This window comes from Streptomonospora arabica, assembly GCF_039531585.1.
GTDB classification, from domain to species: domain Bacteria; phylum Actinomycetota; class Actinomycetes; order Streptosporangiales; family Streptosporangiaceae; genus Streptomonospora; species Streptomonospora halophila.
In genome coordinates this window covers 105264-130932 of the sequence record NZ_BAAAQI010000011.1, presented here as the reverse complement: position 1 = coordinate 130932, position 25669 = coordinate 105264, and the positions used below count along the sequence as shown (strand labels likewise).

Genomic DNA, 25669 nt, shown 5'->3' with positions numbered 1-25669 from the left:
GAGAGGGAGTGAGCATGCGACCGGCGCAACGCATCGGCTGGGTGCAGCACGTCAACGGCTGGACGGACTTCTGCGGCGTGCATATCGAGGTCGATCCCGGCGTCTTCGTGCCCCGGCGCCGCACGGAGTTCCTCGTGCAGCAGGCGGCCGCCCTGGTCCGAGACGGCGGCCGTCCTAGCGCGGGGGCGGGCGGCGAAGCGGATCCGGAGGAGGGGCGCGAGGCTGGTTCCGGGGCGGAAGCCGTCGTCCTCGACCTTTGCTGCGGTGCGGGTGCGGTCGGCGCCGCCGTGGCCGCCGCCGGCCCCGTCGAGCTGCACGCTGCGGACATCGACGCGGCCGCGGTGGCCTGCGCGCGCAGAAACATCGCCCCCCTCGGCGGGCGGGCCTACACGGGCGACCTGTTCACCCCGCTGCCGCCCGCCCTGCGGGGGCGGGTCGACCTCATCGTGACCAACGCGCCCTACGTCACCAGCGACGAGAGCGTCCGGCTCCCCCTGGACGTGCGCCTGTACGAACCCCGTGCCGCCTTCGACGGCGGAGCGGACGGCCTGGAGCTGCACCGCAGGCTCATCCCCGAAGCCGCCGCCTGGCTGGCCCCCGGAGGCAGCCTGCTCGCCGAGCTCCACCCCGCTCAGACCTCCCAGGCCGCGCGCCTGCTCTCCGCCGCGGGCCTGACCCCTCGTGTCAGCACCTCCCCGTCCCTCGACGCCACCGTGATCGCCGGTACGAAGCGGTCCGAGTGAGCGGGCGGCCCCGCACCGCCGCGCCGCCGGGTCGGGTCACCGCGGCCCGGGCGCTCGCGTTCCGACGCTGACCGGCCGGCGGCTCAGCGCGGGGGTAGTCGATGTAGCCGCGGTCGTCGCCCCGTCCTTTAATTGTTCGAGCAATTAATGCGCACGATGCTTGGTATTCTGAACAGTTTGCAATCTCTCTGCACTGGAAAGTTGCTCAGACAAGTGTGCAGTCTGTCTTAGACTGAACGGATGAGCATGCCGAACGACGCCGACACGGCCGCCGGTGAGGAGCCGCCCCGGGCGCGCGTCTCCGACGTGGGGCCCCTGAGCCACGCGATCTTCCGGGTGGCGCGCATTCACAAGCTGCTCGCCGGACAGCTCCTGCGCGAGGTGGGCCTGCATCCGGGGCAGGAGCTGCTGATGATGCGCCTGTGGGACGAGGGGCCGCAGCGGCAGACCGACCTGGCGGCGGTGATCGACGCGGACGCCCCGACCGTCACCCGCTCCGTGCGCCGGCTGGAGCGCGCCGGGTTCGTGCGCCGCTCACCCAGTCCGCAGGACGGGCGCGTGACGATCGTCGAGGCGACCCCCGCGAGCATGGGGCTGCGGGGGGCCGTAGTGCGCATCTGGGCGGAGCTGGAGCAGATGACGGCCGCCGACCTGGGCGAAGGCGACCGCCAGGACGTGCTCCGCGCCCTCGGTGGCCTTGAGCGCAACCTCTCCGCCGCAGAGGAGGCTCGCGCAGGCGGTCGCTGAGGGCTGCCGCCCCCTCGGTTGTACGGACACCCGTGTCCTGCCGGGCCGGGCGCGCCGCCGCAGTCGTCGAGGCGCCCGGCCCGGAGCCCGCTGACGAAGGAGGCGAGTCCGCGGCACACGGCCGCGGAAAGGACCGGGAGCTCATCGGTCGTTGCACTTGGACGACGCGGAGTCGCGTTCGGCCTGGCCCACGGGGCAGATCTGCCCCCGGTTCACGCAGGCGCTCCGGTCGCACAGGCGGCACAGCCGATCGGCGTCGCCCGGCGCGCGGTGCAGGCCGTCCAGGAGCTTGGCCAGCAGCCGGTCCAGGTCGGCGCGTTCGGACTCCTCCAGGTGGTCCACCACCTCCTTGAGGGACTCGGTGCGGGCGGTGAGCAGCCCGCGGGCGGCCTGAGTCCCGGTCTCAGTGGGCCGGACCGCGACCCAGCGCCCCCAGGTGCGTTCGCGCCGCACCATCCCCTGGCGTTCGAGTCCTTCGACCATGCGGGCCGCCGCGGGCTGGCTGAGGCCGACGCGGCGCCCGAGCTCGGTGACGCTGAGCCCCGGGGTGCGGTCCAGGACCACCAGTGCGGCCGCGGCGCTCGGGCTGGTCGGCGCCGCGGCGGTGACCGAGGACAGGAACAGGTCGCTCAGTGCCAGGGCCGTCGCACCCAACAGGTTCGCTGTACGAGCTTCATCATGCATGACTCATGCATACCATGGTCGGCCTGCTGGGAAACCTCGGATTTGCCGAAGGCCGCGCAGTCCGGCGGCCGCCGGCGGCTCATCGGCGGGTGACCGAGGCCGCACGCGGACGACGGTGGTCCGCTTCGAGCGGGGACCGGCCGCGGGTCGCCGGCGGGCCGCAGCCCCGCGGCTCCGCGCCGCGTTGGGACGCTCGCGGCGGCGCAGCGGTCGTCCGTACACCGGGGCTAGCGGCCCGGTGCCCCCGGCCGCTCGCCGCCCGACGGTGCCACGCGCGGCCGGCGGCGAAAGCCGGGCCGGGGACGACGGCGGCCGGCCTCAGCCGGTCACGAAGGTCGTCACGCTCCGGGCGGGAAGTGCGCCCGTGAAGGAGCCGTTCGACACGCCGGCCGCGCCGTGGGGTGCGAGGTTCCTGTCCGCGTCCGTCACCCAGGACCACACGCGGGAAGCAGCGCCGTCTCCCAGGGTGAACGGCTGGCTCACCGGCGAGGAGCCCTTGTTGACGGCGACGATCACGATCTCGGAGCCGCCGCCCTTGTAGGCCGAGACGTAGACGCCGGACCGGGGCCTCGGCGTGGCGTCGACGCGCACGTATCCCGGGCGGACGAATCGCGAGAAGTGCACCATGTTGGCGCCGCGCTTGCTGATTCGGCCGTCCTCCCGCATCGGGCCGTAGCTGCGCCGGATGTACCACCACACATAGGCCTGGAACTCGGCGTCCACCAGGGCATGGTGTATGTGTTCGCCCACCTCGAGCGCCTGGGGCCAGAGGTCCGCCGAGTCGCTGCTGTTGGGATGGTAGACCTCGGTCATCCAGAGCTCCTTTCCCCGGCCCTTCTCCTCGAACAGGGGATAGGGGAAGTCCTCGTACCGCGTGCCGTAGAGGTGGGCGCCGAGAATGTCCAGATTGGCGAGCGCTTGAGGGTCGTTGAGAATCGGGTCGGAGAAGCTCTTCACGTACTGGAACGACTCCGGCGCGATGATCCGGGTGCCGATGGAGCCGGCGTTCTCCCGCAGGAAACGGATCATCTCCTGCGGCGTCCACCACGTCCAGTCGTGCGCGTAATCGGGCTCGTTCTGCACCGAGACGGCATGCAGGTCGACCCCGTTGTCCCGCATGAACGCGTGGAATTCGTTCAGGTGCTGCGCATAGGCGCCGTACATGTCGTGCCGAAGGCGTCGCGCGTCGGTCTGATCGCCGCGGACGAAGGTCTCCACCATATGGGAGGGCGGATTCCACGGCGACGCGATGACGGTCGCGCCGTGCTCGACCGCGCGCCGGGCCGTGGCCACCTCGCCGCTCCAGTCGGCCCGGTTCTCGTGAACGGGGATCCGCAGCACGGAGAAGCCCATCTGCCCCTCGCCGTCGCCGAACGCCGTGTCCCGCTGCGCAGGTGTCAGGTCGTCGATCCAGGCCGTGTGGTTCATGCCGCCGAAGCCGCGAATCGTCTGCCGCTCCGCGAAGGGGTCGACGACCACCTCGGCGGCCGCCGCGGACGGTGTTCCGGCCGCCCGGGCGGCCGACGGCGCGGCGACCAGCACCGGTAAGGTGCCCATCGCCGCCAGAACGCTTCTCCGACTCGTGTGTCCGGGCCTGGTGGCCGCGGATTCATCGCCGCGTGGCGTCATCGTTCCTCCGTAGGTTGGGGGTGGCCCGGGAGGGGCCGGGTGCGGCTGATCGTTTGTTGCCTGCAGTGGCTTCTGCGTGTGGCCGCCCGGCTCTCCGGGGCTGCCGGGGCCGCCCACTCCCGCTTTTCGAAACGGCGCTAATTCGAAAGTCTTCGGCGGGCTGTGTCATCGGGGTGGTTCCTGCCGGTGGAAATGCCGGGTCTTGGGAGCGCTCCCAGTCGAACGATCGAACGCCCGGCCCGGCGTTTCGAATAACTCGCCGTCCGCACGACCGCACCTCGATCGGGCAAGGATACGAACCGGCACCCGCCTTTGCCTAGGAGTGCCGGCGAAATCCGGTAAAGCGGCGCCGGGTCAGCGGGGGCGTTTCCTCAGCAGTTCCGGTAGAAGGCCGTGCTCCCCGGGCGTTGGCGCGTGCATCCGGCGCGCTGGGATCGATGCGGCGGGCGCCTGGGCGCGCTTGGCGCTGAGGTGGCGCGCGAAACCCTCCGCGGCGACGGACTCCAGCAGGCCCTGGTTCCGAAATGGTGGTAGACGCTCGGCGTGGTGACCCGGCCTCCTCGCACACGTCCCGGATGGACATGGTCTCCGCACCCTGGTGTTCCAGCCTTCCGGGCAGGGCGGGCGGCGCCGGCCGCCCGCGCCTGCCGAAGCGGCTGCGCGCCGATCGCGGGGGCCGAAGAGCCCGGCGGGGGAGGCGTCCTGCCGGCTGTCTCCCGCGGCGGCGTCCGCCTTCCGCGGTTCTTCGCGGGGGAGAAGTGCTCCGGCGAGGCCGGTCCTCCTCCCGCGGAAGCCCTTTTTCCCTGCGCGGTGGAACCCGCGGTCGTGCGCTGGGTGGAGTCCCCAGGTCAGCGCTTGCGAAAGAGTTTGGCCAGCGCTCGGAACGGCAGCGTGACCACGGTGATGACGGCGTGGGCTATGGCTCGTATGACGGACGCGACGGCGCCCGCGATTGTGCGTAGTACATCTGCGATTCGCGACATGTCCGTCGGCTACCCACAGCGCGGTTTCTCTATCGCCGCCGCAGGGGCCGTCGGAACCGCGGCACCGTTCACCGCACCCCGAGGCGGTGCTTAGCGGAGCAGCGGGGCAGTGCGTTCGGCGACGGTGGCGTAGTCCGGCTCGGTGGGTATTTCCGAACCGGTCGTGATGCCGCCGTCGCACAACGAGATTCCGGGCGAGTGGAACGTGCCGAGAGGATTCTTGCCGGGGATTCCGTAGACCTTGTAGTCGTACCGGGTCCTGACCATCGGAATCTCTCCGCCGCCGGATGTGAAGCAGACGTAGATCTGCTCGTCGGACATCGTGCGGTACTCGCATATCAGCGCCGGCCGGTACGGGAAGTCGGGGGGCAGGTGGGAGTCGAAGTTGCTCGTCATGTCGTGCATGCCGTCCTCGCCCACCGCGTACAGCACCGGGCCCTCGGGCGGGCGGGAGTCCAGTTCCGAGCTGCTGTGCGGCTCGTCGTCGCCGACGTCGTCGGGGCAGAACGCGGGCGGGGTGTGGAAGGCGTCCCCGAGGAAATGCACGCCGACGGCCGCGACGACGGCGGCCACGAGTAGTCCACCCAGCCAACGCACGGGCCAATCATGGCAGACCGGACCGGCGGCTCGGCCGAACCACCGGATCGGATATCGCGGGGATGCGGATCACGAGACCCGTGAATGCGTGCCGCCGAACTGCGGGAAATGCCGTGACCTGGCATTCGTCCACTCGGAGATCCGTCCGGAAAGGCGCCACCGCCAAGGGCCGCACCGACCGTGCGGGCGCCGGCCCGGGCCGGCGCAACCGGCCTATCCCACGTGGCCGCGGGCGGAGGCGAGGAGTTCGGCGGCCCGCTCCTCCACCAGGCGGCGCACGGTCAGAGCCGACGGCGAGGGCTGGCTGCCGCTGCGCTGCACGAGGCAGATCTCGACCGGGTCCGCGCTGCGCAGCGGGATCCAGCGCAGCCCCGGAACGTCGGTGGACGTCTCGAACGGTGCGAGGACGCCGATCCCCGCTCCATGGCCCACCATCACCTTGACCAGCCGGGCCGACATCGCCTGTACGACGACGTCGGGCTCGGCGACGTTCTCGTGCAGCCGCTCCCACATCACGGTTCCGGACCGCATGGTGACGATCGGCCACGTCGCGAGGTCCTGCCAGGCGAGTTCGTCGCGCTGGGCGAGCAGGTGGTCCGTCCGCACCACCGCCCCCACGGGCGCGGTGAGCAGCGGCGATCGGCGGAGCCCGCTGGCGGCGGCCGCGGTCGGCGCGGATATCACCCCGAAGTCCAGGCCGCCGTCGAGCACGCGTGCCTCGATGTCCCCCGAGGAGCTCTCGGAAACGCTGAAACGCAGGTCGGCGTGCTCGTTGCGCAAGCGGGCGACCACAGGGGCGACGAGCGTCTCGGCGACGACGGAGATGGCGCCGATCGCCACCCGCCCCTGGTAGGCGCCACCGGAGTCCGCCGCGGCTCCCAGGGCGGCGTCCTCCGCGGCGACCAGGCGCGAGAGGGGGCCGATCATGGCCTGTCCGGCGGCGGTGGGGCGCACGCCGTGCCGGCTGCGGATCAGCAGGTTCACGTCGAGCTCCTCCTCGAGGAGGGACACCTGCTGGCCGAGTGTCGGCTGGCTGACGCCGCACCGCGCCGCCGCCGCCCGCAGGGACCCGGTCTCGACGGCCGCCAGAAGGTACCGCGCTCGCTCGACTCGCATCGCACCAGCATAAAGCCTCCGCCTATCACCTGATGAAAGCATTTCCGTCTTCCTCGCAGGTGGTGCGAGGGGTCAGGATCGATCCAGCGGTCCGCGTGTCCTGGATCACACTGCAATGTGGAAGGAAAACCCTGATGCCGTCCCAACCGCTCGCAGGCGTCACCGTCCTCGACCTGTCCACCATCCTGGCCGGTCCGCTGACTGCGACGCTCCTCGGGGAGTTCGGGGCCGACGTCATCAAGGTCGAGCAACCGGGCACAGGCGACCCCGCCCGCCGATACCCCCCGCTGGACGGCGACACATCGGCGAGCTGGGCGCTGCTCGGGCGTACCAAGCGCAGCGTGACGCTCGACCTGCACCGCCCGGGCGCGGCCGAGATCGTCGGGCGCCTGGCACGCGAGGTCGACATCGTCGTCACCAACTTCCGCCCGGACACCCTGCGCCGCTTCGGCATCGACTTCGACGACCTGCGCGCCTACCGCCCCGACCTCGTCATGGTGCACGTCAGCGCCTTCGGCCGGACGGGACCCTACGCCGACCGCCCCGGGTTCGCCCGGGTCGCCGAGGGGTTCGCGGGCCTGACCTACCGGACCGGCGCCCCCGACGGCCCGCCGACGTTCGCCGGATACCCGGTCGCCGACGGCGTCACCGGGATCTACGCCGCGTTCGCCGCGCTGCTGGCCCTGCGCCAACGCGACCTGACGGGCGAGGCGCAGCTGGCCGACATCCCGCTGTACGAGCCGCTGCTGCGGATGATGGAGGACTTCATCGTCGACTACAGCGCGACCGGGCGGAGCGTGCAGCGCCAAGGGAACCGGAACCCCCACATCAGCCCCAACGACCTGTACCGCACCCGCGACGGCTGCTGGGTCGCCGTCCCGGCGTCGACGGACCGCATGTGGGAGCGGCTCGTCGAGGTGATGGACGCCCCGGACCTCGCGGTCCACTCCTCGATGGACGCCCGGATCGAGCACCGCGCCGAGGTCGAGGCCCGCGTCGCGGCGTTCGTCGCCGAACACGACATCGAGCCGCTCCTGGCGCGGCTGCACGCCGCCGGCATCGCCGCGGGTCCCGTGAACTCGGCCGACCAGGTGTGCGCCGATCCGCACATCCGCGACCGCGGCTCGATCGTCGAGGTCACCGGCGCCGACGGGCGCCGCAGGCTGGTCCAGGCGCCGGCCGGGCGGTTCTCCGGGTTCACCGGAAGTCCCGGCCGTCCGGCCCCGACCCTGGGCGAGCACACCGCCGAGATCCTGCACGACCTCCTCGGCCTGAGCCGGGACGAGATCGACGACCTGCGCGACCGCGGCGTCGTCTGAGCGAAAAGGACCCCCCATGACCATCGCCGACGTCTCCATCGTCGTCCTCCTCCTCCTCTTCGCGGCCACCGCGCTGCGCGGCTTCAACCTCGGGTTGGGAGCCTTCGCCGCCGCATTCCTCGTCGGCCTGGCCGCGGGGATTCCCTCGGAGGAGGTCACGGCCTTCTTCCCCGGCGACTTCTTCGTCCTGATCGTCGGCGTGACCGCGCTGTTCGCCGTCGCCAAGATCAACGGCACCCTCGACTGGCTGCTGGACGGACTGCTGCGGCTGGTCAGGGGACGGGTGGTACTCGTCGCCCTGGTCCCGTTCACCGCCGGTGCGCTGCTGGCGGCCTTCGGTACGCTCCCCGCCGCGGTCACGGCGATCGTCGCGCCCATCGCCCTGGGGCTGTCGGCGCGGTACGGCCTGCCCGCGCTGATGATGGCGGTCCTGGGCATCATGGGCATCGTCAGCGGCCTGCTCTCGCCCCTGGCCGTGTACGGCGCGACGGCCCGTCAGCAGGCCGCCTCGTTCGAGCTCGGCCTTCCCGAGCACGCGCCGGTCACCTTCCTGCTCAGCTCCCTGCTCGCCGGCGCCGTGGTCTGCGCCGGGGCACTGGTCGTCGCCCGCGTCCGCGGCATCCTGCCGACGGGGCCAAGCCTCGTGGCGGCCGACGGCCACGAGAGTCCGGCGGCCGGCGGATCCGGCGGCGCCGCTCCGGCGGAGGAGCGGGCCGCGGCCCCCGCCCCGCTGGTCCTGCTGGTGACCCTGGGCGGTATGGCGGTCGTCCTCGTCCTGTCGGTCGGCTTCGACATGAACATCGGCTATCTCGGCATCGTCGCGGCAGGCCTGCAGCTCCTCCTCCTGCGCATCGACCCGGGGCTCGCTGTGGCGCGGATGCCCTGGGGCGTCGTCCTGCTCATCGGAGGCCTGCTCACCTACATCGGCGTGATGCAGGACCTCGGCGCGTTCGAGCGCATCAGCGAACTGCTGACGATCGAGGGCTCGGCGATGCTCACCCTGCTCCTCCTGTGCTACATCGCCGGCATCACCTCGTTCGCGGCCAGCTCGATCGCGGTGTTCGTGACCACGATGCCGCTTCTGCCCGCCGTCGTGGAGGCGGGCGTCTCGCCTGTGGGCGCGGTGATCGCCGTGGCGCTGACCTCGGTCATGGTCGACATCAACCCGCTCGGCATCACCGGAGGCCTGATCCTCGGTGCGGCTCCGGAGGAGACCCGGCCGGCGCTGTTCCGCCAGCTCCTGGCCTACGGGCTGGTGTCCGTCGTGGTCGCCCCGCTGCTCGTCTGGGCGGCCTTCAGCTGGTGGTGATCCCGCCCCGCCCGAACGCGGGCCGGCCGCTCAGGAGCGGGCCGCGTCCAGGAAGCGTTCGAGCTCGGCTTCGATATCGGGGCCGCAGGGCTGGAACACGATCTCGGTCACGCCCCGCGAGGCGAGGTCGTCCAGCTTGCGCCGGACCTCGCCGCGGGTGCCGCTGACGGTCACGTCCGTGAGCACCGAGTGGCCGCCCGCGTTCCAGGCCGCCAGGTCGGCTCGGTTCAACTCGACGCAGTGCCCCGAGTGCACGGCGAGGTGCCGCTCCTCACCGGGTTCCGCGTCGACGACGTCCAGCCACTGCGCTCCGCCGGGCAGCTCCCGCACCGCGTCGGGCCCGCCGAACTCGTAGGCGCCGTGGTAGGCCAGCGCCCACCCCGGCCCGCCGGCGGTGCGGGCGTGCTCGGAGTCCGGGGGCTCCCCCTCGTCGAGCACGGTGCCCCAGGTGAGGTAGGGGACCCACGTGTAGTCCTTCGCGAACTCGGGGAGCTGCAGGGTGGCGTAGAGACCGTCGGCGAGCTCCCGGGCCACCGCGTTGCCCTTGGGCCCGAGCGCCCCGATGAGGACGGGAACGTCGACGGGCCGGGCGGGGGCGTGCCCCTCGGGGTGGAGCATCCGCATCCGCCGGCCCTCCCACTCGACGGTCTCGCCGCGAAGCAGGCCGCGGTAGGCGCGTATGTAGGAGTCCATGTAGGACCAGCTGATCGCCGGGTAGCCCATGGCGCGCCGGCCGGTGAACCCGGTGCCGAAGGCGACCGCGACCCGGCCGGGCGCCAGTGCGGTGAGGGTGGCGGTCGCGGCGGCGTTGGCCATCGGGTGGCGCAGGCTGGGTACCAGGACCCCCGGCCCGAGGCCGATCCGCTCGGTGCGTCGGGCGGCCAGCGCGAGGGTCATCCACACGTCGGGGCTCTGCTGCGGGGTGTCGTAGACCCACGCGCGGGTGTATCCCAGGCGTTCGGCAACGGCGATGTCGTCCGGCGAGCTCAGGGCCGTCGGGAAGGCGCAGGCGATGTCCATGGGGTTCCTCCGGCGATGACGGGTGGCGGGGCCGGTGCGGGCGTCAGGGCAGGCCGTCGTGCGGAACCTCGACGCGGACGGCCCGCAGCTCGGCCTCGCGGGCCGCGCGGCGCTCGTGCTCGGCGAAGGAGGGTGCCGTGCACAGGAACAGGGTGCGGCCGTCGTCGCCGCCGAGCATGCAGGCGAAGACCCCGGTTCCGGTGGGGACCTCCTCCAGGACCGCGCCGCCCTCGCCCACGCGCAGGACGCGGGCATGCAGGGCGTCGGCCACCCACACGGCGCCCTCGGCGTCCGCGCAGATGCCGTCGGGAGCGACGTCGAGCTCTTCCACGGCCTGTGCGACATCGTCGGTCTGCGGCGGCCGGCCGAACTGCGCCCAGACGCGCCGGTTGCCCAGACCGCCCTCCTCGTCGATGTCGAAGGCGGTCAACCGTCCGGCGAAGGTCTCGGCGACGACCAGAACGCCTTCGGGCAGGATCACCATGCCGTTGGGAAAACCCAGGTCCTCGGCCACCGTGGTGACCGTGCCGTCGGGATCGACCCGGGCGAGCGTGGTGTAGCGCAGCGGGGCTCCGCCCATCAGGTCGAAGCCGAAGTTGCCCACATAGGCGCGCCCCCGGTGGTCCACGACCATGTCGTTGAGCATGCCGGACACGGCGTCGGACAGGTCCGCGTGCACGCTGAGCCCTCCCGAGCCGTCGCGCACCAGAATGCGGTGGTCGCGCATCGAGGCGATGAGCGCGCGTCCGTCGGGCAGGAAGCCCAGTCCCGCCGGCTGGTTCGGGACCTCGGCCACCACGTCGGTGCCGCCGCGGCCGTCGGTCGCCACGACCTGGTTGGTGTAGAAGTCCGAGACCCACAGCCGGCCGTCGCGCCACCGCGGGCACTCCAGATAGGAGAAGCCGTCCAGTACCACGGTGATGTCTCGGCTCGACTGCTGACGTTCCATGGCCATTTCCCACCTCGATGTTCCGCGGCGGTGCAGCGCGGCCGCCGTCGGCGCCGGTTCGCCGCCTGCGGCTAGTTGTAACTAAGCGCATAGTTACCCTAAGTTGGGCCGGTGTCAAGAGGTGTTCGCCGGAGCGTGTCGAGGTCCGGCGTCCGGTCGCATCGGCGGCGGGCACCGCAACGTGGCATGGAGCGGAATCGGCATGGTCGCGAATCGGAAACGGCGCGGTGGCCCCAGCAAGTCGGTGGCCCCGCCGGCGGATCTCGCGGCGGGCGCGGTGGGGGAGCTGTGGAGCGACGACCTGCCGGAGGCGGCCCGCGCGCTGCTCACCTCGGCCGTGCTGTGCTTCAGCCGGAAGGGCTTTCACGCGACCACCACGCGGGACATCACGGCGGCCATCGGCCTGAGCCCCGGCGCGCTGTACGTGCACTTCCCCTCGAAGGAGGGCGTCCTGTTCGAGATCGTCCGGACCGGTCACGAGCGCGCTCTCGAAGCGATCCGGGCGCAGCGCGACGACGGCGACACGAGGGCGTACGTCGGACGGCTCGTCGCAGGCCTCGTGGCCTGGCACGCGCGTCACCACACGGTGGCCCGGGTGTGCCAGTACGAGCTCGCCGGCCTCGGCCCCGAACACCGCGCCGCGGTCCGGGAGCTGCGACGGCGCTTCACCGCCGTATTGCGCTCGGCGGTCACGCGGGGGGCGCGGGAAGGCGTCTTCGACGTTCCCGACGTCAACCGGTCCGTGCGCGCCATCGTGTCGCTCGGCATCGACCTGGTGCGCTGGTACAGCATCGAAGGCGCGGATTCGCCCGAGGTGCTCGCCGGCTATTACGCCGACCTCGCGCTGCGGATGCTCGGCACGGACGCCGCTGCACGGTGAGGGCGAGGCTGCCGATGCCTGCGCCCGGACAGCGCGGCCGGCGGCGCGCGGTGCGCCCCGACCGCCGGCGGCCGCCGGCGGTCGGGGCGTGCATGCCGCCGCGGCGTGGGACCGGCAGGAGGGACCCACGCCGCAGCGGTCGCACGGCGTCTATCTGGCGTGGAAGTCCACGACGTTGTCGTCGCGGGTGAACACGCCGAAGAACGCCCAGTTGCGGTAGCCGCCGTCGCCCTTGCGGACGAACTCGCCCTCGCCGCTGAACACGACCCAGTGGTAGTCGTGCTCGCTCGGCCAGAAGTTCTCGCAGGGCTTGGCGGTGGTGGTGCCTTCGGTCACCACGCCCTCGAAGTGGCTGGACTCCCGGGCGGTGGCCTTGTAGACGATGATGTTCTTCGAGGTGTCCGAGCCCCAGCCCTGCAGCTCGTCGATCTTGGTGCGCAGGTCGCAGGGGTCGAGGTAGTCCGACGCCTGCGCGGCGGCCGGTGCGCCCGCGGCCGCGACGCCCGCCACCGCCAGCACCGCCGCCGTCCTTTTCATCGCACGCATTGCTCATCGGTCCTTTCGTCGCAGAGGGGTGCCGTCACCGGGGCAGGAACCGGACGTGGGTGTCGTCGCGCTCCCACACGCCGTAGAACGCCCAGTTGCGGTAGCCGCCGTCGCCCTTGCGGACGAACTCGCCACCGCCGCTGAACACGACCCAGAAGAAGTTGATGTCGTTGCCGATGACCGCGTCGCACTCCTGTGCGGTGGTGTGCCCCTGCGAGACGATGCCGTCGAAGTGGCTGGAGGCGCGGGCCGACTCCTTCCACACCATGATGTTGTACTGGTCGTTGGCGTCCCAGCCGCGCAGTTCGCGCAGTTTCACCCGCAGGTCGCAGGCGTCGAACGCCATGGTGGTGGCGGATTCCGCGACGGCGGGCCGCGGAGCGGCGATCGTCGCCGCGCCTGTCACGGCGACCACCGCCGCGGCGAAGGCGGCGATCAGCTTGGCGATCCTCATGTACTGGACTCCTCTCCGGGATCAGGGGCGGTGGAACCGGACGGTGTTGCCCTCGCGGTCGAACCAGCCGCGGAAGCCCCAGTTGATGTAGCCGCCGTCGCCGGTGTTGGTGAACTCTCCCGCCTCGGCGATCCAGAGTCCGTAGTTGATGGAGCCCCATCGGACGTTGGCGTAGAGCCGCTTGGACTCCAGCCGCTCCTCGTAGCCCTGGCTGAGGTTCATCAGGATCACGTTGTAGCGGCCGCCGCTGGCCTCGAAGGCCTCGTCGACGGCGCGGCGGACGAACTCGCCGCGGTTGTCCTCGTTGATGGCGCTGATGGCGCGGCCCACCTCGAAGCCGTTGGCACCGTCGTCGAGGTGCACGGTCACGGTCGGGCTCTCGGCGGCCTGGACGGTAGCCGGGGTCTGGTTCGGGCTCGCGGTCTCGGCCTGTGCCGTGCCGACCGCCGTGCCCAGTAGCGCCGCCGCGGCCAGCGGCGCGACGGCGAGTGCTGTACGGAACCTCACGTGTGCGCTCCTCTCGGCCGCGGGGTCAGGGCTTGCGGAAGTCGACGGTCATGCCGCTGCGGTCGAACCAGCCGCGGAAGGCCCAGTTGATGTAGCCGCCGTCGCCCTCGTTGGTGAACCGGCCGGAGTCGAAGACGAGCACCCGGAACGCCGGGTAGCCCGAGGCGTGGACCGTGCCGTCGTAGACGATGTTGTCCAGGTCGAAGGAGTAGGGGTGGTCGGCCTTGACGACCATCACGTTGTAGCTCTGGCCCGCGTCGTAGAACGCGCCCTCCATCAGGCTCTTCACGTAGCCGCTGCGGTTCTGGTTCCGCTCGATCGCGGTGACGGCGATGTCGAAGATCCGGCTGGAGATGTTGACGACCGCGCTGCCCAGGTCGATCTTGACGCCCATGGTCTTCGCCTGGGTGGCGGCGGTCTGCGATGCCGGTGCGGGTGCCTCCGGCGCGGCGGGCGCGGCCATCGCGGTCCCGGCCGGTACCAGAAGACCGGCGGCGGCGACCGCACCGACGGCCGCTGTGCTCATCCTCTTGAGAACAGGGGGCATGGTTCTCCTTTCGGATTTCCACGGCCCTGCGGGTTGGGCCGTGGCGGCCGATCGTACGCATTTAAGAGCCGTCAAGTCCAGACGATGATCCGCAAATACTCCGGTTATCCCGGCAATGGCATATTAATGCTGCTCATCAGCTAGACCGGTGCGCTCCGGTGTGTGTCGCTCGTGCTTCGCCGGCCCGATGACCTGCAAAATTCGTCCGTTTCTAGAATCCTCCTCGGTAGCCGCGGCGTGTCACCGAAAGCGCTTTCCCGTGTGTCGGATCCCCGGTCGACCGTCCATCCGCAGCGTGGCCACCGAACGCGCAGAGGGCGGTGTCGGTGCAGGTCACAGTGGTCGTCAGCGCCCTGTCTGCGCCCGCTCCGGCGGGCGTGCCCGTGAATCCTCAGGAAAATACGTTTGAATCCGGATGGAACCGGAACGCGCGTGCCGGTGGGATTTCGAGGACGCCAAAATCCGCGGCCGACGCGAAGGCGGAGCGTGCCGTATGCGGGGAGCGGTCGAGGTCGGAAACGGATTTTCGGGAAACTCCGACTGTCGGTCCGCGGTCACTCCCGTAACGCTCATATCTGCGGTTCCGAGTCCTCCGCCTGCATTGCGGCGGTCGTCTCCGCTGTGCATCGGGCCATTCTCCAGAGCCTGCTGACGGGCGGTTCTGGCCGCCGCGGAGAAGGCCGGCGGCTCCGGTGCGCGGTCGCCGGGAATCGGCGAGCGCGGACCGGGGGCGGTAGGGGTACGCGGTCGGCGCTTGGGCGGTCTGCGCGCTCACCGACCCTTGACAACCTGGCAACAACGGGCACAATCAGACAACAACCAACATGAAACCGAAGGGAATCGGGCATGTACGGGGCCGAGCGCCGGCAGTCGCTGGTGCGGAGGGCACGCCGGGACGGACGCGTCGACGTGTCGTCGGCCTCCGAGGAACTGGCCGTGACACCGGAGACCATCCGGCGCGATCTCGGGGTGCTCGAACGCCAGGGCGCGCTGCGCCGGGTCTACGGCGGCGCCATCCCCGTCGAACGCGTGGACTTCGAACCCAGCGTCACCCTGCGCGACCGCACCAGCGAGGCGGAGAAAGAGCGCATCGCCCGCGCCGCCGTCGACCGGTTGCCCGAGCGCGGCACCGTCCTGCTCGACGGCGGCACCACCACCGCCCGCCTGGCCGGGCTCGTCCCCGACGGCGTCGAGCTCACCGTCGTCACCAACTCCCTGCCCGCCGCCAACCGGCTCGTGGCCCGGCCCGGCTGCGAACTCCACCTGCTCGGCGGCAGGGTCCGCGCGACGACGCTGGCCTCGGTCGGCACGTGGGGCCAGGACGTCCTCGGCGGCCTCACCGTCGACGTCGGCTTCTTCGGGACCAACGGGTTCTCCGACGCACGCGGCTGCACCACCCCGGACCCCGCTGAGGCCGCCGTCAAAGCCGCCATGGTGCGCGCCTGCCGGCGCCGGGTGCTGCTCGCCGACCACACCAAGTACGGCGACGACCACTTCAGCCGCTTCGCCCACTTGGAGGAGATGGACGTCGTCGTCACCGACGGCGGGATCGACGACCGCGCCCGCGCGGAGCTCGCCGGTACCGGGGCCGACGTGGTGATCGCATGATCGTCACCGTCACCCCCAACCCAAGCCTGGACCGCACCATCGCGGTGGCCGGGCTGGCGCGCGGCGAGGTCCACCGCGGCCTGCGCGCCGACCTCGACCCCGGCGGCAAGGGCGTCAACGTCGCCCGCGTCCTGGCCGCCGCGGGGCGGCCCACCACCAGCCTGCTGCCGTGCGGCGGACCCGAGGGCGCACACTTGGGCTCCCTGCTGCGGGACGAGCGGGTGCCGGTCGTCGAGGTGCCCGTGCACGGCGCCACCCGCAGCAACGTCACCGTGGTCGAGGCCGACGGCACCACCACCAAGTTCAACGAGTCCGGCAGCCCCCTCGACAGCGGCGAGGCCCGCGCGCTCGTCGACCGCGCCGCCGAGCTGGCCGCCGGGGCCGAGTGGCTCGTCGCCTGCGGCAGCCTGCCCGCCGACGGCTCCGAGCACCTGCACGCCGACCTCGTGCGGGCCGGGCGTCGGGCGGGCGCGCGCACGGCCGTGGACACCTCCGGCCCGGCCCTGGCCCACGCCGCGGCCGCGGGCCCCGACCTGATCAAACCCAACCACGACGAACTCGCCGAGCTCGCCGGGCGGCCCCTCCCCACCCTCGGTGCCGTCCTCGACGTCGCCCGCGACCTGCGCGCCCGCGGTGTGGGGGCGGTCCTGGTCAGCCTCGGGGCCGACGGCGCATTGCTGGCCGAGGGCGCGGGTGCCTGGCACGCCCGCAGCGCCGCCACCGTGATCGTGAGCACCGTGGGCGCCGGCGACGCCCTGCTCGCCGGCTTCCTCGGCGCCGGCGGCGTCGGCCCCGAGGCGCTGCGCGCCGCCGTTGCGCACGGCGCCGCCGCCGTCGGACTCCCGGGCAGCCGCATGCCCGGTCCTCAGGATCCGCGCTCCGACAGTGTGCGCGTCACCGCAGTCGACACCGCCCTCACCCTCACCGGAGCAGCACGATGACCGAGCTCGTCACCACCGGCCTGGTCGATCTCGACCTCGCGCCCACCGAACGCCGCGCCGCGGTGCGCGCCCTCGCCGAACGCCTGCGCGCTGAGGGCCGGGTCACCGACCTGGAGCGGTTCCTCGCCGATGTCGAAGCGCGCGAGCAGCAGATGCCCACGGGCCTCCCCGGAGGCATCGGCATCCCGCACTGCCGTTCGGCCGCAGTCACCGCCCCCACCCTCGCCATCGGCCGCAGCGCCGAGGGCGTGGACTTCGGCTCCGACGACGGACCCGCCCGCCTCATCTTCCTGATCGCCGCGCCCGAGGGCGGCGACACCGACCACATGGCCGTGCTGGCCGCGCTCTCGCGCCGGCTCATGCGCTCCGAGTTCACCGGCACCCTGCTGGCCGCCGACGATCCCGCCCACGCGGCCGACTACGTCCGTTCGGAGGTGGCGCCGTGAGGTTCGTAGCCGTGACGTCCTGCCCCACCGGCATCGCCCACACTTACATGGCGGCCGAAGCCCTCGAACAGGCCGGGCGCGCCGCCGGGCACGAGGTCTCCGTCGAGACACAGGGGTCGGCCGGCACCTCGGCCCTGTCGGACGCGGACATCGCCGCGGCCGACGCCGTGGTCTTCGCCGCCGACGTCGGCGTGCACGGCCGTGAGCGCTTCGCGGGCAAGCCCGTGGTCGAGGGCACGGTCAAGCAGGCCGTCAACGACGCCGCCGGCCTCCTCGAACGCGCCGCCGAAGCCGCGGAACACGCCGGCCCGGCGCGGAGCGGTCCCGAGCCCGCGGCCCCGGGCGGTGCAGGGCCCGGCCGGACGACCGCCGCAGGCGCCGCGCCGGACGCGGCGACGCCCGCGCCGGAGACGAAGGTGACCGCCGCCGGGGGGTTCGGGAGCAACCTCCGGCAGTGGCTCATGACCGGGGTCAGCTATGTCATCCCGTTCGTGGCCGCCGGCGGTCTGCTCATCGCGATCAGCTTCGCCCTGGGCGGCTACGACATCACCGAGGCCCCGCCGGTCACCGAGCACTTCGACGCGCTCAGCCTCACCAGCTGGGCCGCGCTGGCCAACCAGGTCGGCACCCTGGCGATGGACTTCCTCGTGCCGGTCCTGGCGGGCTTCATCGCCTACGCCATGGCCGACCGGGCCGCCCTGGCCCCCGGCTTCGTCGGCGGCGCGGCGGCCGTGGCCGTGGAGTCCGGGTTCCTCGGCGGCCTGTTCGCGGGTCTGCTCGCCGGCGCGGTGATCGCCGGACTGCGCCGGGTCCCGGTGCCCCGCGCCATGGCCGGGGTGATGCCGGTGCTCGTGCTGCCGCTCCTCGGGTCGGCCGTGGTCGGCGCCCTGATGTTCGTGGTCGTGGGCGAGCCCGTGGCGGTGGTCATGCAGGCCGTCACCGGCTGGCTCAACGGCCTGACCGGTACCAACGCGATCCTGCTGGGCGCGCTCATCGGGGCGATGATGGCCTTCGACATGGGCGGCCCCGTCAACAAGGTCGCCTACACCTTCGCCGTCGGCGGGCTCTCCACCGGCAGCGAGACCGCGCACGCGATCATGGCCGCCGCCATGGCCGCGGGCATGACACCGCCCATCGCCCTGGCGCTGGCCACCAAGATCAAGAGCGGCCTGTTCAGCCCCGCCGAGCACGCCAGCGCCCGGCCGGCCTGGCTCCTGGGCGCCTCCTTCATCACCGAGGGCGTGATCCCCTTCGCCGCGGTCGACCCGCTGCGGGTCATCCCCTCCATCGTCGTGGGTTCGGCCACCGCCGGGGCCCTGGCCATCGGTTTCGGCAGCACCCTCATGGCCCCGCACGGGGGCGTGTTCGTCCTGCCGCTGGTCGGCGCCCCGCTGCCGTACCTGGCCGCGATCCTCATCGGGATCGCGGTCTCCACCGCCGCCGTCCTGCTGGCCAAGAGCATCGGCCGCGGCGAACGGAACCCCGCCAGCGAACCGGTCGCGGCCACCGCCTGACTCCGACAGCCGGAAGGACCCTTCGATGCACCGACGTGTCACCATCGCCTCGCCCGTGGGATTGCACGCCCGCCCCGCGGCACTGCTGGCCGAAGCCGCCGCCCGGTACGAGGGCCCGGTCCGCATCGCCAAGGTCGACGACGGCGAGGCCGGGACCCCGGTCGACGCCGCCAGCGTCCTCGGTCTGATGGCGCTGGGCGCCCGCCACGGCGACGAGGTCGAGCTCACCGCCGACGACGACCGCATCCTGGCCGAGCTGGCCGAACTGCTCGCCGACGACCACGAAGGCAGCCCCGCCGGTCGAGCGGAAGGAGGCCCCGGCTAGCAGGGACCGGGGAAGCGGTGCCGCGCACGCAAGCGAGGACGAGTACGTCGAAGTTTGAGGCTTTTCAGCGTTGTGGCGCGGTCACAGCGGTCGAACTCTCAATCGGCGCCTCAACGATATGATTCAGTCGTATGAGTCGTGCGTTCGAGGCGGGCGGCCGGCCCGTGAGGAGGGCCCGCACCCTCGCCCAGGTCTATCGCCGCTTCGGTGAGGTCGACGCCGCCGCGACCTCACCGCTGTACGAGCGCGTCGCCGTCGCCCTGAGCGAGTCCGACGAGGCGCTGCGCGCCATCGAGGCGGCGCCGGCGCGCAGGCGGCACCCGACGGTGGTCCTCGCCGCGCTGCACGATCTCGCCCTCGCCGGGCGCGCTCCGGCGCTCGCCGCGGCCTATGCCGCCGCGGACGGCGACGCCGCCGCCGCTGCGGCGATCGACACGCTGCTGCGGATGACCGACTCGGTCGCGGCCATCGCTGCGCGCCGGCGGACACGGCCCGACGAGACCGGACACTGCGCCGTGCTGTATCCGGCCGTCGCCGAGGCGGCGCGCCGGGCGGGCGCGAACGCGGTCGGCCTGATCGACGTGGGCTGTTCGGCCGGGCTCAACCTCAACGTCGACCGCGTCGGCATCACCTACGGCGACGGGCGGCCGCTGGGCGATCCGTCGTCTCCGGTGCAGACGCGGTGCTCGGTCGTGGGGGACCGGCCCGTCCCGACGCGGGCGATGCCCGAGGTCGTGGCCCGGGTGGGCGTCGACCCCGACCCGGTCGACGTGACCGACGCGGACGACGCCCGCTGGCTGCGCGCCTGCCTCTGGCCGGACCGGCCGGATCTCGCGGAGCGGCTGGCGAGGCTCGAAGCGGAGACGGCGCTGGCGGCGGCGGAGCCGCCGATCCTGCTGCGAGGCGACACCGTCGAGGCGCTGCCCGACGCCTTCGCCCGGGTGCCCCCGGACGCCCTGCCCGTCGTCACCACGACGTGGGCGCTCTCGCGCCTGCCGCTGGAGAGCCGCCTGCGCTTCCTGCACCGCCTCGACGAAGCGGCGCTCGGCCGGTCCGTGGCGTGGGTGTCGGCCGAGGGGGTCGGAGTCGCGCCGGCGATACCGACACTGGGGGATCGCCGGGCCTCAGGCCACAGCATCCTCGGCCTGGCGGTGTTCGAGCACTCGGCTCTGCATGCCGAGGCCGTCGGCCGCTCCTGGTCGCGGGGCCGCCTCCTGTCATGGTTCCCGAACTCCTAACGCCCTGCGGGAGCGGCCGGGGGCGCGGGCGGGTGTGCGGCTTGGATCTGTGCGGCCGCCGGGCGAGGGTCCCTTCGGCGGATTCCCGGCGGCCCTGCCGCCCATGACCTCCGGAACGGCGCACAGCGTCGCGATTCGGCGGTCTGGACACATTGTGGTGATACGTCACTACAAATAGCATCAGGCCGACCCCACGGGGTCACCGAGCATCAGCACCCTCACCCCCAGGGAGCCCCCCATGCTGAGACGCATCCTTACGTCCCTCCTGATCGCTCTGAGCGCGCTGGCGCTGGTGGGCGCCGCACCGGCCGCCGCGTCACCCGCCGAGCGGTCGCAGCCGCTGCGCCAGACCGTCCTGCACTACGACGCCGGCCAGGCAGCGGAGTACACCTCCGCCGTCGCGGAGGCCGTGGACGTGTGGAACTCCAGCGTCGGCAACGTCCGCCTGGAGCCGGCCTCCGCCGGAGAGCGCGCCGAGATCCGCATCGTCGCCGACGACGGCTGGCCCCGCGCCCATCTGGGCCCGGTGCGCCCGGGCGGGCAGGTCACCGTCTGGATGGGCCGCGAAGGCACCGCCGAAGGCTACGACGCGGTGCGCATCGCCGCACACGAGCTCGGCCACAGCCTGGGCCTGCCCGACGTCAAGCCCGGTCCGTGCTCGTCGCTGATGTCGGGCTCCACCGGCGGCGTGGACTGCACCAACGCCTACCCCGACGCCTCCGAGCGCTCGCGGGTCGAGGCCAACTACGGCAGCGGCCTGGCCGGCCAGAGCGTCACCGACGGGCAGATTCTGGTCGACCGCGGCTGATCAGGCGCCCCGGCCAGGGGCCCGGCGGCATCGGGCGCCGGCCCGCAGTCGCGGGTCGGCGCCCCAGGCGCCCGCATCCCCGCCGCGCCGGCGCGGGATCGGCCCTGGCCGACGCGGAGCGCCCTCGGCAGCGGCCGACACCCGAGCCCGCGCCGCGGCCCGCGGAGCGCTGCGACGACGTGGTCCTCCGCGCCGCCGTGCCGCCGGCACGCCGGGTGGTGACTCTCAGCGGGATCGTGCCCGACTCCGGCATTTCGGAGGGGAGGGCCAACGGCGATGAGTCCCGCCGCGGATTCCGGTCTGTCATTGCACAGGCCGACCGAGCCCACCCGAGGAGAGCACCATGGCCGCCACCTACACCTTCGACGTCTTCTCTAGCATCGACGGCTTCGGCGCCGCCGGCGGCGACTGGACCGGCTACTGGGGCAAGCAGGGCCCCGAGCTGCTCGACCACCGCCTCGCCTTGTACGGCGAGGAGCAGCGGATGGTCTTCGGGGCCAACACCTATCGGCTGTTCGCCCGGATGCTGGCCGAGAGCACCGAGGACTCCGATGTGCGCGACCCGTGGGTCACCCGGATGCGCAACCTCCCGGCGACGGTCGTCTCGACCACACTGGAGGGACCGCTCGACTGGCCGGACGCAACGGTCGTGAGCGGCGACGCCGTCGAGGTCGTCGCCCGGCTCAAGGAGGAGTCCGACGTGCCGCTGCGCTCGCACGGCAGCCTGTCGATGAACCGGGCGCTGATGGCCGCCGGCCTGGTCGACCGCCTGCAGGTGACGTTCTTCCCCGTGATCACCGGTCGGACCGGGCTGGACCCGCTCTTCCAGGGTGCCGCCGACTTCGACCTCGAGCTCGTCGAGAGCCGGACGCTCGACGGACACATCAGCGAGTGCGTCTACCGGCCCACCCTGCATGCCTGAGGTCCCTCCGTGCTTCCACCCGCCAAGCAGCCGAACCGGGCGCGACGCTCGGCAGGGACGGTCGCCGGGCCTCCCGACTCGGACGGATGCCGCGTTCTGATCGGCGGGGCGCCGGATAAGCGAGCAGAAGCGGCGAAGCCGTTCCCGAAAGGCGGCATCGCCGCCGCCGCGAGCGATGCGCGCCGCGGCCGGGTGCTGACGCCGGCGGCCGGCCGACCGAACAACCGGCCGCTGCCGCGCGCTCAGGCCGGTCGCGGGGCTTCCGGCGGTGCGGTCACGGGGAGAAGGCGCGGCTGACGGCGGTGGCCAGGCTGGTCCGGCGGCGGTCGTGGTCACTGTCGGGGTCGGCCGCGGTGGCGGCGTAGGTAAGGCTGGTCGGCGACCAGGTCATGGCCATGGAGATGACCATGGAGTGCACATCGGCCGCGGGCAGGGCGGGGTCGATGTGACCGCTGCGCTGGGCGTCGGCGATGGCCTGGAGCTTGGGCTCTTCGGCCTCCGCGGAGAACAGATGGCCGGCGGAGGAGCGCTCCAGGCGGGCCCAGGTGGCCAGGCGTACGAGTTGCGGATAGGCGAGGTAGGCGTCGTAGAGGCGGACGGCGTAGCCGGGCAGGTCCTCGGCGGTCAGCGGTGCGGCGTCGAGCACACCGGCGACCTGGTCGGCGAGGACGGCGTCGAACAGCTCCTCCTTGCCGCCGTAGTAGGCGTACATCTGCGCCTTGCTGACCCTCGCCTCGGCCGAGATGCGGTCGACGCGCGCGCCGGCGATGCCGTGAGCGGCGAACTCGACGGTGGCCGCGTCCAGCAGGCGCCGCCGACTGGCCTGTCCCTTGTCCATGCCTCCAGTGTAAACGAACTGGTTCGTTTGCCATCCGGGCACGGCTGTCCTAGTGTCGACCAGAGCGAACGAACCAGTTCGTTTTTCTAGTGCAGGAGAGCAGCCATGACCGCCCCGCTCACTATGGACGCCGCCGAACGCCCGGCTCCCGCCTTCCTCGACGGCGAGGCCAAGCACCTGCTGATCGACGGCGCCTGGACCGCGCCGCGCTCCGCCGAGACCTTCGAGACCGTCGACCCCACCACCGGACGGGCGCTGGCCCGCGTCTCCTTAGCCGGGCAAGACGACGTGGACCTGGCGGTCGCCGCCGCCCGCCGCGCCTTCGAAGCCCCGTCGTGGGCGGACATCACCCCCTATCAGCGCAGCAGGGTGCTGCTCCAGATCGCCGACGTGCTGGAGGAGCACGCTGAGGAGCTGGCCGTGCTGGACTCGCTCGACATGGGCGGTCCGCTGTGGATGACCCGCTGGCTGGTGGAGCACTCGGTGGAGGTGTTCCGGCACTACGCGGGCTGGCCGACGAAGATCTACGGGCAGACGGCGCCGTCGGACCCGACGGTGTTCAGCTACACCCTGCGCCAACCGCTGGGTGTCGTCGGCGCGATCACCGCCTGGAACGGCCCGGTCCTGCAACTGGCGTGGAAGCTGGGTCCGGCGCTCGCGACCGGCAACACCGTGGTCGCCAAGCCCGCGGCCTGGTCGCCGCTGTCAACACTGCGGATCGGTGAGCTGCTGACGGCCACGGACCTGCCGCCCGGCGTCGTCAACATCGTCACCGGCGGTGCCGCTTCAGGGGAGGCGCTGACGGGCCACGGCGACGTCGACAAGATCTCCTTCACCGGTTCGCTGACCGTGGGCAAGCGCATTCTGGAGGCGTCCAGCACGGACCTCAAGCGGGTGACGCTGGAATTGGGCGGCAAGTCGCCCACGATCGTCTTCGACGACGCGGACCTCGAGGCCGCCGCCAAGGGCGCCGTCGCCGGATTCGCCCAGGGCAGTGGTGAGGGATGCGTCGCCGGAAGCCGGATCTTCGTGCAGGAGTCCGTCCGCGAGCGGTTCCGCGAGCTGCTCGTCCGGGAGATGCACACCTACACCCTCGGGGACCCCTTCCACCCGGACACGCGCATGGGGCCGCTGGCTTCGCGGCCGCATTTCGAACGGGTGTCGTCCTACCTGGAGGCGGCCCGCGAGGACGGGGGCTCCCTGGAGACGGCCGGCCGTACCGGTGATGGCCTGTACATGCCGCCCACGCTGGTCGAGGGCGTCGGCAGCGACGCCCGCGTGGTACGCGAGGAGGTCTTCGGCCCCGTGGCGTCGCTGATGACGTTCACCGACGCCGAGGACGCCGTCGCACAGGGCAACGACACCGTCTACGGCCTGTCCGCCTCCGTGTGGACCGCGGACCTCGAACGGGCCCACCGCACCGCCGCACGCCTGCGCGCCGGAACCGTCTGGATCAACGCCTTCGCCGACATGAGCGCCGGCACCGTGCCCTTCGGCGGCTTCAAGCAGTCCGGCATCGGGCGCGAGCACGGCATCGAGGTTCTGGACGCGTACACCGAGACCAAGACCGTCACGGTGCACTTCTGACTCCGGGCCGGCGGCCGGCGCCGACCCCGGCCGCCGCCCCGCGGGTGCCAAGCGGCGCCCGGCGGCGGTCCGCTCGGCGCGGCGCGAGCGCCCGGCGGAGCAGCCCCACACCGCAAGCGGGAGCACGCCGACTCCGGCGAACAGCCCGAGCGCGGACAGCGGCGACCGGGCAGGGCGCAGGCCGGTTCCCGTAGAACCTTTACCGATCGGTGTACCATAGTGATGTATACCGACCGGTATACCTAATTCGGCGATGGGGGTGTGCGAGACCATGCGCGCAGTGCGGATCGCAGAGCACGGAGGGCCGGAGGTCCTGGAGCCGGTGGAGGCGGCCGCGCCTACGCCGCAGGCGGGGGAGGTACTGGTCCAGGTCAGCGCGGTGGCACTGAACAACACCGACCTGTGGACCCGCGAGGGCGCCTATGGCCGCCCGGGAGACCCGGAGGCGCTGTCGGGCTGGCGGGGTCCGATCGACTTCCCGCGCATCCAGGGCGCCGACGTTGCAGGCCGGGTCGTGGCGGTCGGGGCCGGGGCCGACGAGCGCCTCACCGGTCGGCGAGTGGTCGTCGACCCGGCGATCTACGACGCCGATGGGCCGGACGCGAACCCGATCGGCCTCATGGGGAGCGAACGCGACGGCGGCTACGCCGAGTACGTGACCGCTCCTGCGCAGCGCGTGCACGACATGGCGGAGTCACCGCTCACGGACGACCAGCTCGCGGCGCTGCCGACCGCCTACGGCACGGCGCTGGGCATGATCGAGCGGGGACGGCTGCGGGAGGGGGAGACCGTCCTGGTCTCGGGAGCGTCCGGCGGCGTCGGCCTGGCGCTGGTGCAGATCGCCCGCGCCCGCGGCGCGCGGGTGCTCGCCGTCAGCAGCGGGTCCAAGATCGGTCCGGTGCGCGAGGCGGGCGCACACGTGATGATCGACCGCGCACGAGACGTCCCGGAGCAGATCCGCGCCGCCGCCCCGGAGGGCGTCGACGTCGCACTCGACGTCGTCGCCGGGAAACTGGTGAGTGAGGGACTGCCGCTGCTGCGCGAAGGCGGCCGGTGGGTCGTCGCCGGCGCGCTCGGCGGGTACGACGTGGCCTTCGATGTGCGCCGCCTCTATCTGCACAGCGCGCAGGTGATCGGCTCCGCGATGCACACGCCCACGCACTTCGGCCTTCTCATGGACCTGGCCCGTCAGGCCCGGATCCAGCCCGTTGTCGCCGCGGCGTTCCCGCTGCACCAGGCCGCCCGCGCGCAGGAGGAACTCGCCCGCAGGCGCCATGTGGGCAAGATCGTCCTGCACCCCTAGCGTCGCGAGCCGATTCCGCGCCACGCGTCCCCGGCGGGTCCCTCGGGAGCGGCCCCTACCGGGTGCCGAGCCGACCGCCCCCACGGGCGGTCCCCACCGCGCCCGGGCT

General features: G+C 72.4%; 27 protein-coding genes. 15 read left to right on the top strand and 12 right to left on the bottom strand.

The genetic code is table 11. The features are described from left to right. The first annotated feature begins 14 nt into the window (after window positions 1-14). Window positions 15-743 (top strand): methyltransferase, encoded by a 729-nt coding sequence (locus tag ABD284_RS17855; RefSeq protein WP_344144865.1) that lies wholly within the window; start codon window positions 15-17, stop codon window positions 741-743. Between the two features lie 240 nt (window positions 744-983). Further along, on the top strand, window positions 984-1490 hold the full coding sequence (locus ABD284_RS17850) for a MarR family winged helix-turn-helix transcriptional regulator (protein ID WP_344144863.1): 507 nt from the start codon (window positions 984-986) through the stop codon (window positions 1488-1490). Between the two features lie 141 nt (window positions 1491-1631). Here ABD284_RS17850 and ABD284_RS17845 read toward each other — a convergent pair whose 3' ends face one another. The 5 genes from ABD284_RS17845 to ABD284_RS17830 all read right to left on the bottom strand — a co-directional run bounded on the left by ABD284_RS17845 (window position 1632) and on the right by ABD284_RS17830 (window position 6499). Then, the gene (locus ABD284_RS17845; protein WP_344144861.1) at window positions 1632-2174 is read right to left on the bottom strand and encodes a MarR family winged helix-turn-helix transcriptional regulator; all 543 of its coding nucleotides are present in this window, start codon (window positions 2172-2174) and stop codon (window positions 1632-1634) included. 318 nt (window positions 2175-2492) lie between these two features. Beyond that, the gene (xynC, locus tag ABD284_RS17840; RefSeq protein WP_344144859.1) at window positions 2493-3803 is read right to left on the bottom strand and encodes a glucuronoarabinoxylan endo-1,4-beta-xylanase XynC; all 1311 of its coding nucleotides are present in this window, start codon (window positions 3801-3803) and stop codon (window positions 2493-2495) included. Between the two features lie 848 nt (window positions 3804-4651). Further along, the gene (locus ABD284_RS25825) at window positions 4652-4786 is read right to left on the bottom strand and encodes an LPFR motif small protein (RefSeq protein WP_386699640.1); all 135 of its coding nucleotides are present in this window, start codon (window positions 4784-4786) and stop codon (window positions 4652-4654) included. Between the two features lie 90 nt (window positions 4787-4876). Beyond that, a complete protein-coding gene (locus ABD284_RS17835; RefSeq protein WP_344144857.1) occupies window positions 4877-5383 on the bottom strand; it encodes a hypothetical protein in 507 nt (168 codons plus the stop codon). 213 nt (window positions 5384-5596) lie between these two features. Beyond that, window positions 5597-6499 (bottom strand): LysR family transcriptional regulator, encoded by a 903-nt coding sequence (locus tag ABD284_RS17830; protein ID WP_344144855.1) that lies wholly within the window; start codon window positions 6497-6499, stop codon window positions 5597-5599. Window positions 6500-6633: 134 nt separating this feature from the next. Here ABD284_RS17830 and ABD284_RS17825 point away from each other — a divergent pair, with 134 nt between their 5' ends. Continuing rightward, window positions 6634-7818: a CaiB/BaiF CoA transferase family protein gene (locus ABD284_RS17825; protein ID WP_344144853.1), complete on the top strand. Its 1185-nt coding sequence runs from the start codon at window positions 6634-6636 to the stop codon at window positions 7816-7818. Window positions 7819-7834: 16 nt separating this feature from the next. Next, the gene (locus tag ABD284_RS17820; protein WP_344144851.1) at window positions 7835-9127 is read left to right on the top strand and encodes an SLC13 family permease; all 1293 of its coding nucleotides are present in this window, start codon (window positions 7835-7837) and stop codon (window positions 9125-9127) included. A 30-nt stretch (window positions 9128-9157) separates the two neighbouring features. Here ABD284_RS17820 and ABD284_RS17815 read toward each other — a convergent pair whose 3' ends face one another. Then, window positions 9158-10147: an LLM class flavin-dependent oxidoreductase gene (locus ABD284_RS17815; RefSeq protein WP_344144849.1), complete on the bottom strand. Its 990-nt coding sequence runs from the start codon at window positions 10145-10147 to the stop codon at window positions 9158-9160. Window positions 10148-10190: 43 nt separating this feature from the next. Beyond that, window positions 10191-11102 (bottom strand): SMP-30/gluconolactonase/LRE family protein, encoded by a 912-nt coding sequence (locus ABD284_RS17810; protein ID WP_344144845.1) that lies wholly within the window; start codon window positions 11100-11102, stop codon window positions 10191-10193. 196 nt (window positions 11103-11298) lie between these two features. Between ABD284_RS17810 and ABD284_RS17805 the strand changes: the two genes are divergently transcribed. After that, window positions 11299-11976, top strand: coding sequence for a TetR/AcrR family transcriptional regulator (locus ABD284_RS17805; RefSeq protein WP_344144843.1), 678 nt, complete (start codon window positions 11299-11301; stop codon window positions 11974-11976). A gap of 150 nt (window positions 11977-12126) precedes the next feature. On the opposite strand, the gene ABD284_RS17800 is transcribed toward ABD284_RS17805, so the two are convergent. The 4 genes from ABD284_RS17800 to ABD284_RS17785 are packed head-to-tail and all read right to left on the bottom strand — an operon-like array spanning window position 12127 to window position 14030. Next, window positions 12127-12522: a hypothetical protein gene (locus ABD284_RS17800; protein WP_344144841.1), complete on the bottom strand. Its 396-nt coding sequence runs from the start codon at window positions 12520-12522 to the stop codon at window positions 12127-12129. A gap of 34 nt (window positions 12523-12556) precedes the next feature. After that, complete coding sequence (locus ABD284_RS17795) at window positions 12557-12976, bottom strand: hypothetical protein (protein WP_344144839.1); 420 nt, start codon at window positions 12974-12976, stop codon at window positions 12557-12559. Between the two features lie 21 nt (window positions 12977-12997). Continuing rightward, window positions 12998-13483: a hypothetical protein gene (locus ABD284_RS17790; protein ID WP_344144837.1), complete on the bottom strand. Its 486-nt coding sequence runs from the start codon at window positions 13481-13483 to the stop codon at window positions 12998-13000. 25 nt (window positions 13484-13508) lie between these two features. Beyond that, window positions 13509-14030: a hypothetical protein gene (locus tag ABD284_RS17785; RefSeq protein WP_344144835.1), complete on the bottom strand. Its 522-nt coding sequence runs from the start codon at window positions 14028-14030 to the stop codon at window positions 13509-13511. An 846-nt stretch (window positions 14031-14876) separates the two neighbouring features. Between ABD284_RS17785 and ABD284_RS17780 the strand changes: the two genes are divergently transcribed. From ABD284_RS17780 to ABD284_RS17745, 8 genes are all read left to right on the top strand, one after another. Continuing rightward, window positions 14877-15638, top strand: coding sequence for a DeoR/GlpR family DNA-binding transcription regulator (locus tag ABD284_RS17780; RefSeq protein WP_344144833.1), 762 nt, complete (start codon window positions 14877-14879; stop codon window positions 15636-15638). After that, complete coding sequence (gene pfkB, locus ABD284_RS17775; RefSeq protein WP_344144831.1) at window positions 15635-16579, top strand: 1-phosphofructokinase; 945 nt, start codon at window positions 15635-15637, stop codon at window positions 16577-16579. The genes ABD284_RS17780 and pfkB overlap by 4 nt, the downstream gene beginning before the upstream one ends. Further along, window positions 16576-17025 (top strand): PTS sugar transporter subunit IIA, encoded by a 450-nt coding sequence (locus tag ABD284_RS17770; RefSeq protein WP_344144829.1) that lies wholly within the window; start codon window positions 16576-16578, stop codon window positions 17023-17025. Before pfkB ends, ABD284_RS17770 begins: the two co-directional genes overlap by 4 nt. Then, entirely contained in the window at window positions 17022-18539 is a 1518-nt protein-coding gene (locus ABD284_RS17765) for a PTS fructose transporter subunit IIC (protein ID WP_344144827.1), read from the top strand. Before ABD284_RS17770 ends, ABD284_RS17765 begins: the two co-directional genes overlap by 4 nt. Before the next feature lie 25 nt (window positions 18540-18564). Continuing rightward, window positions 18565-18864: an HPr family phosphocarrier protein gene (locus ABD284_RS17760; protein WP_344144825.1), complete on the top strand. Its 300-nt coding sequence runs from the start codon at window positions 18565-18567 to the stop codon at window positions 18862-18864. Between the two features lie 131 nt (window positions 18865-18995). After that, complete coding sequence (locus tag ABD284_RS17755) at window positions 18996-20102, top strand: DUF2332 domain-containing protein (RefSeq protein WP_344144823.1); 1107 nt, start codon at window positions 18996-18998, stop codon at window positions 20100-20102. Between the two features lie 238 nt (window positions 20103-20340). After that, entirely contained in the window at window positions 20341-20910 is a 570-nt protein-coding gene (locus ABD284_RS17750) for a snapalysin family zinc-dependent metalloprotease (protein ID WP_344144821.1), read from the top strand. Window positions 20911-21253: 343 nt separating this feature from the next. Continuing rightward, entirely contained in the window at window positions 21254-21832 is a 579-nt protein-coding gene (locus tag ABD284_RS17745; protein ID WP_344144819.1) for a dihydrofolate reductase family protein, read from the top strand. Between the two features lie 274 nt (window positions 21833-22106). Here ABD284_RS17745 and ABD284_RS17740 read toward each other — a convergent pair whose 3' ends face one another. Then, window positions 22107-22670, bottom strand: a complete 564-nt coding sequence (locus ABD284_RS17740; protein WP_344144817.1) for a TetR/AcrR family transcriptional regulator — start codon at window positions 22668-22670, stop codon at window positions 22107-22109. Between the two features lie 105 nt (window positions 22671-22775). Here ABD284_RS17740 and ABD284_RS17735 point away from each other — a divergent pair, with 105 nt between their 5' ends. Continuing rightward, window positions 22776-24257: an aldehyde dehydrogenase family protein gene (locus ABD284_RS17735; RefSeq protein WP_344144815.1), complete on the top strand. Its 1482-nt coding sequence runs from the start codon at window positions 22776-22778 to the stop codon at window positions 24255-24257. Between the two features lie 271 nt (window positions 24258-24528). Further along, a complete protein-coding gene (locus ABD284_RS17730) occupies window positions 24529-25560 on the top strand; it encodes a zinc-binding dehydrogenase (RefSeq protein ID WP_344144813.1) in 1032 nt (343 codons plus the stop codon). Window positions 25561-25669 lie beyond the last annotated feature (109 nt).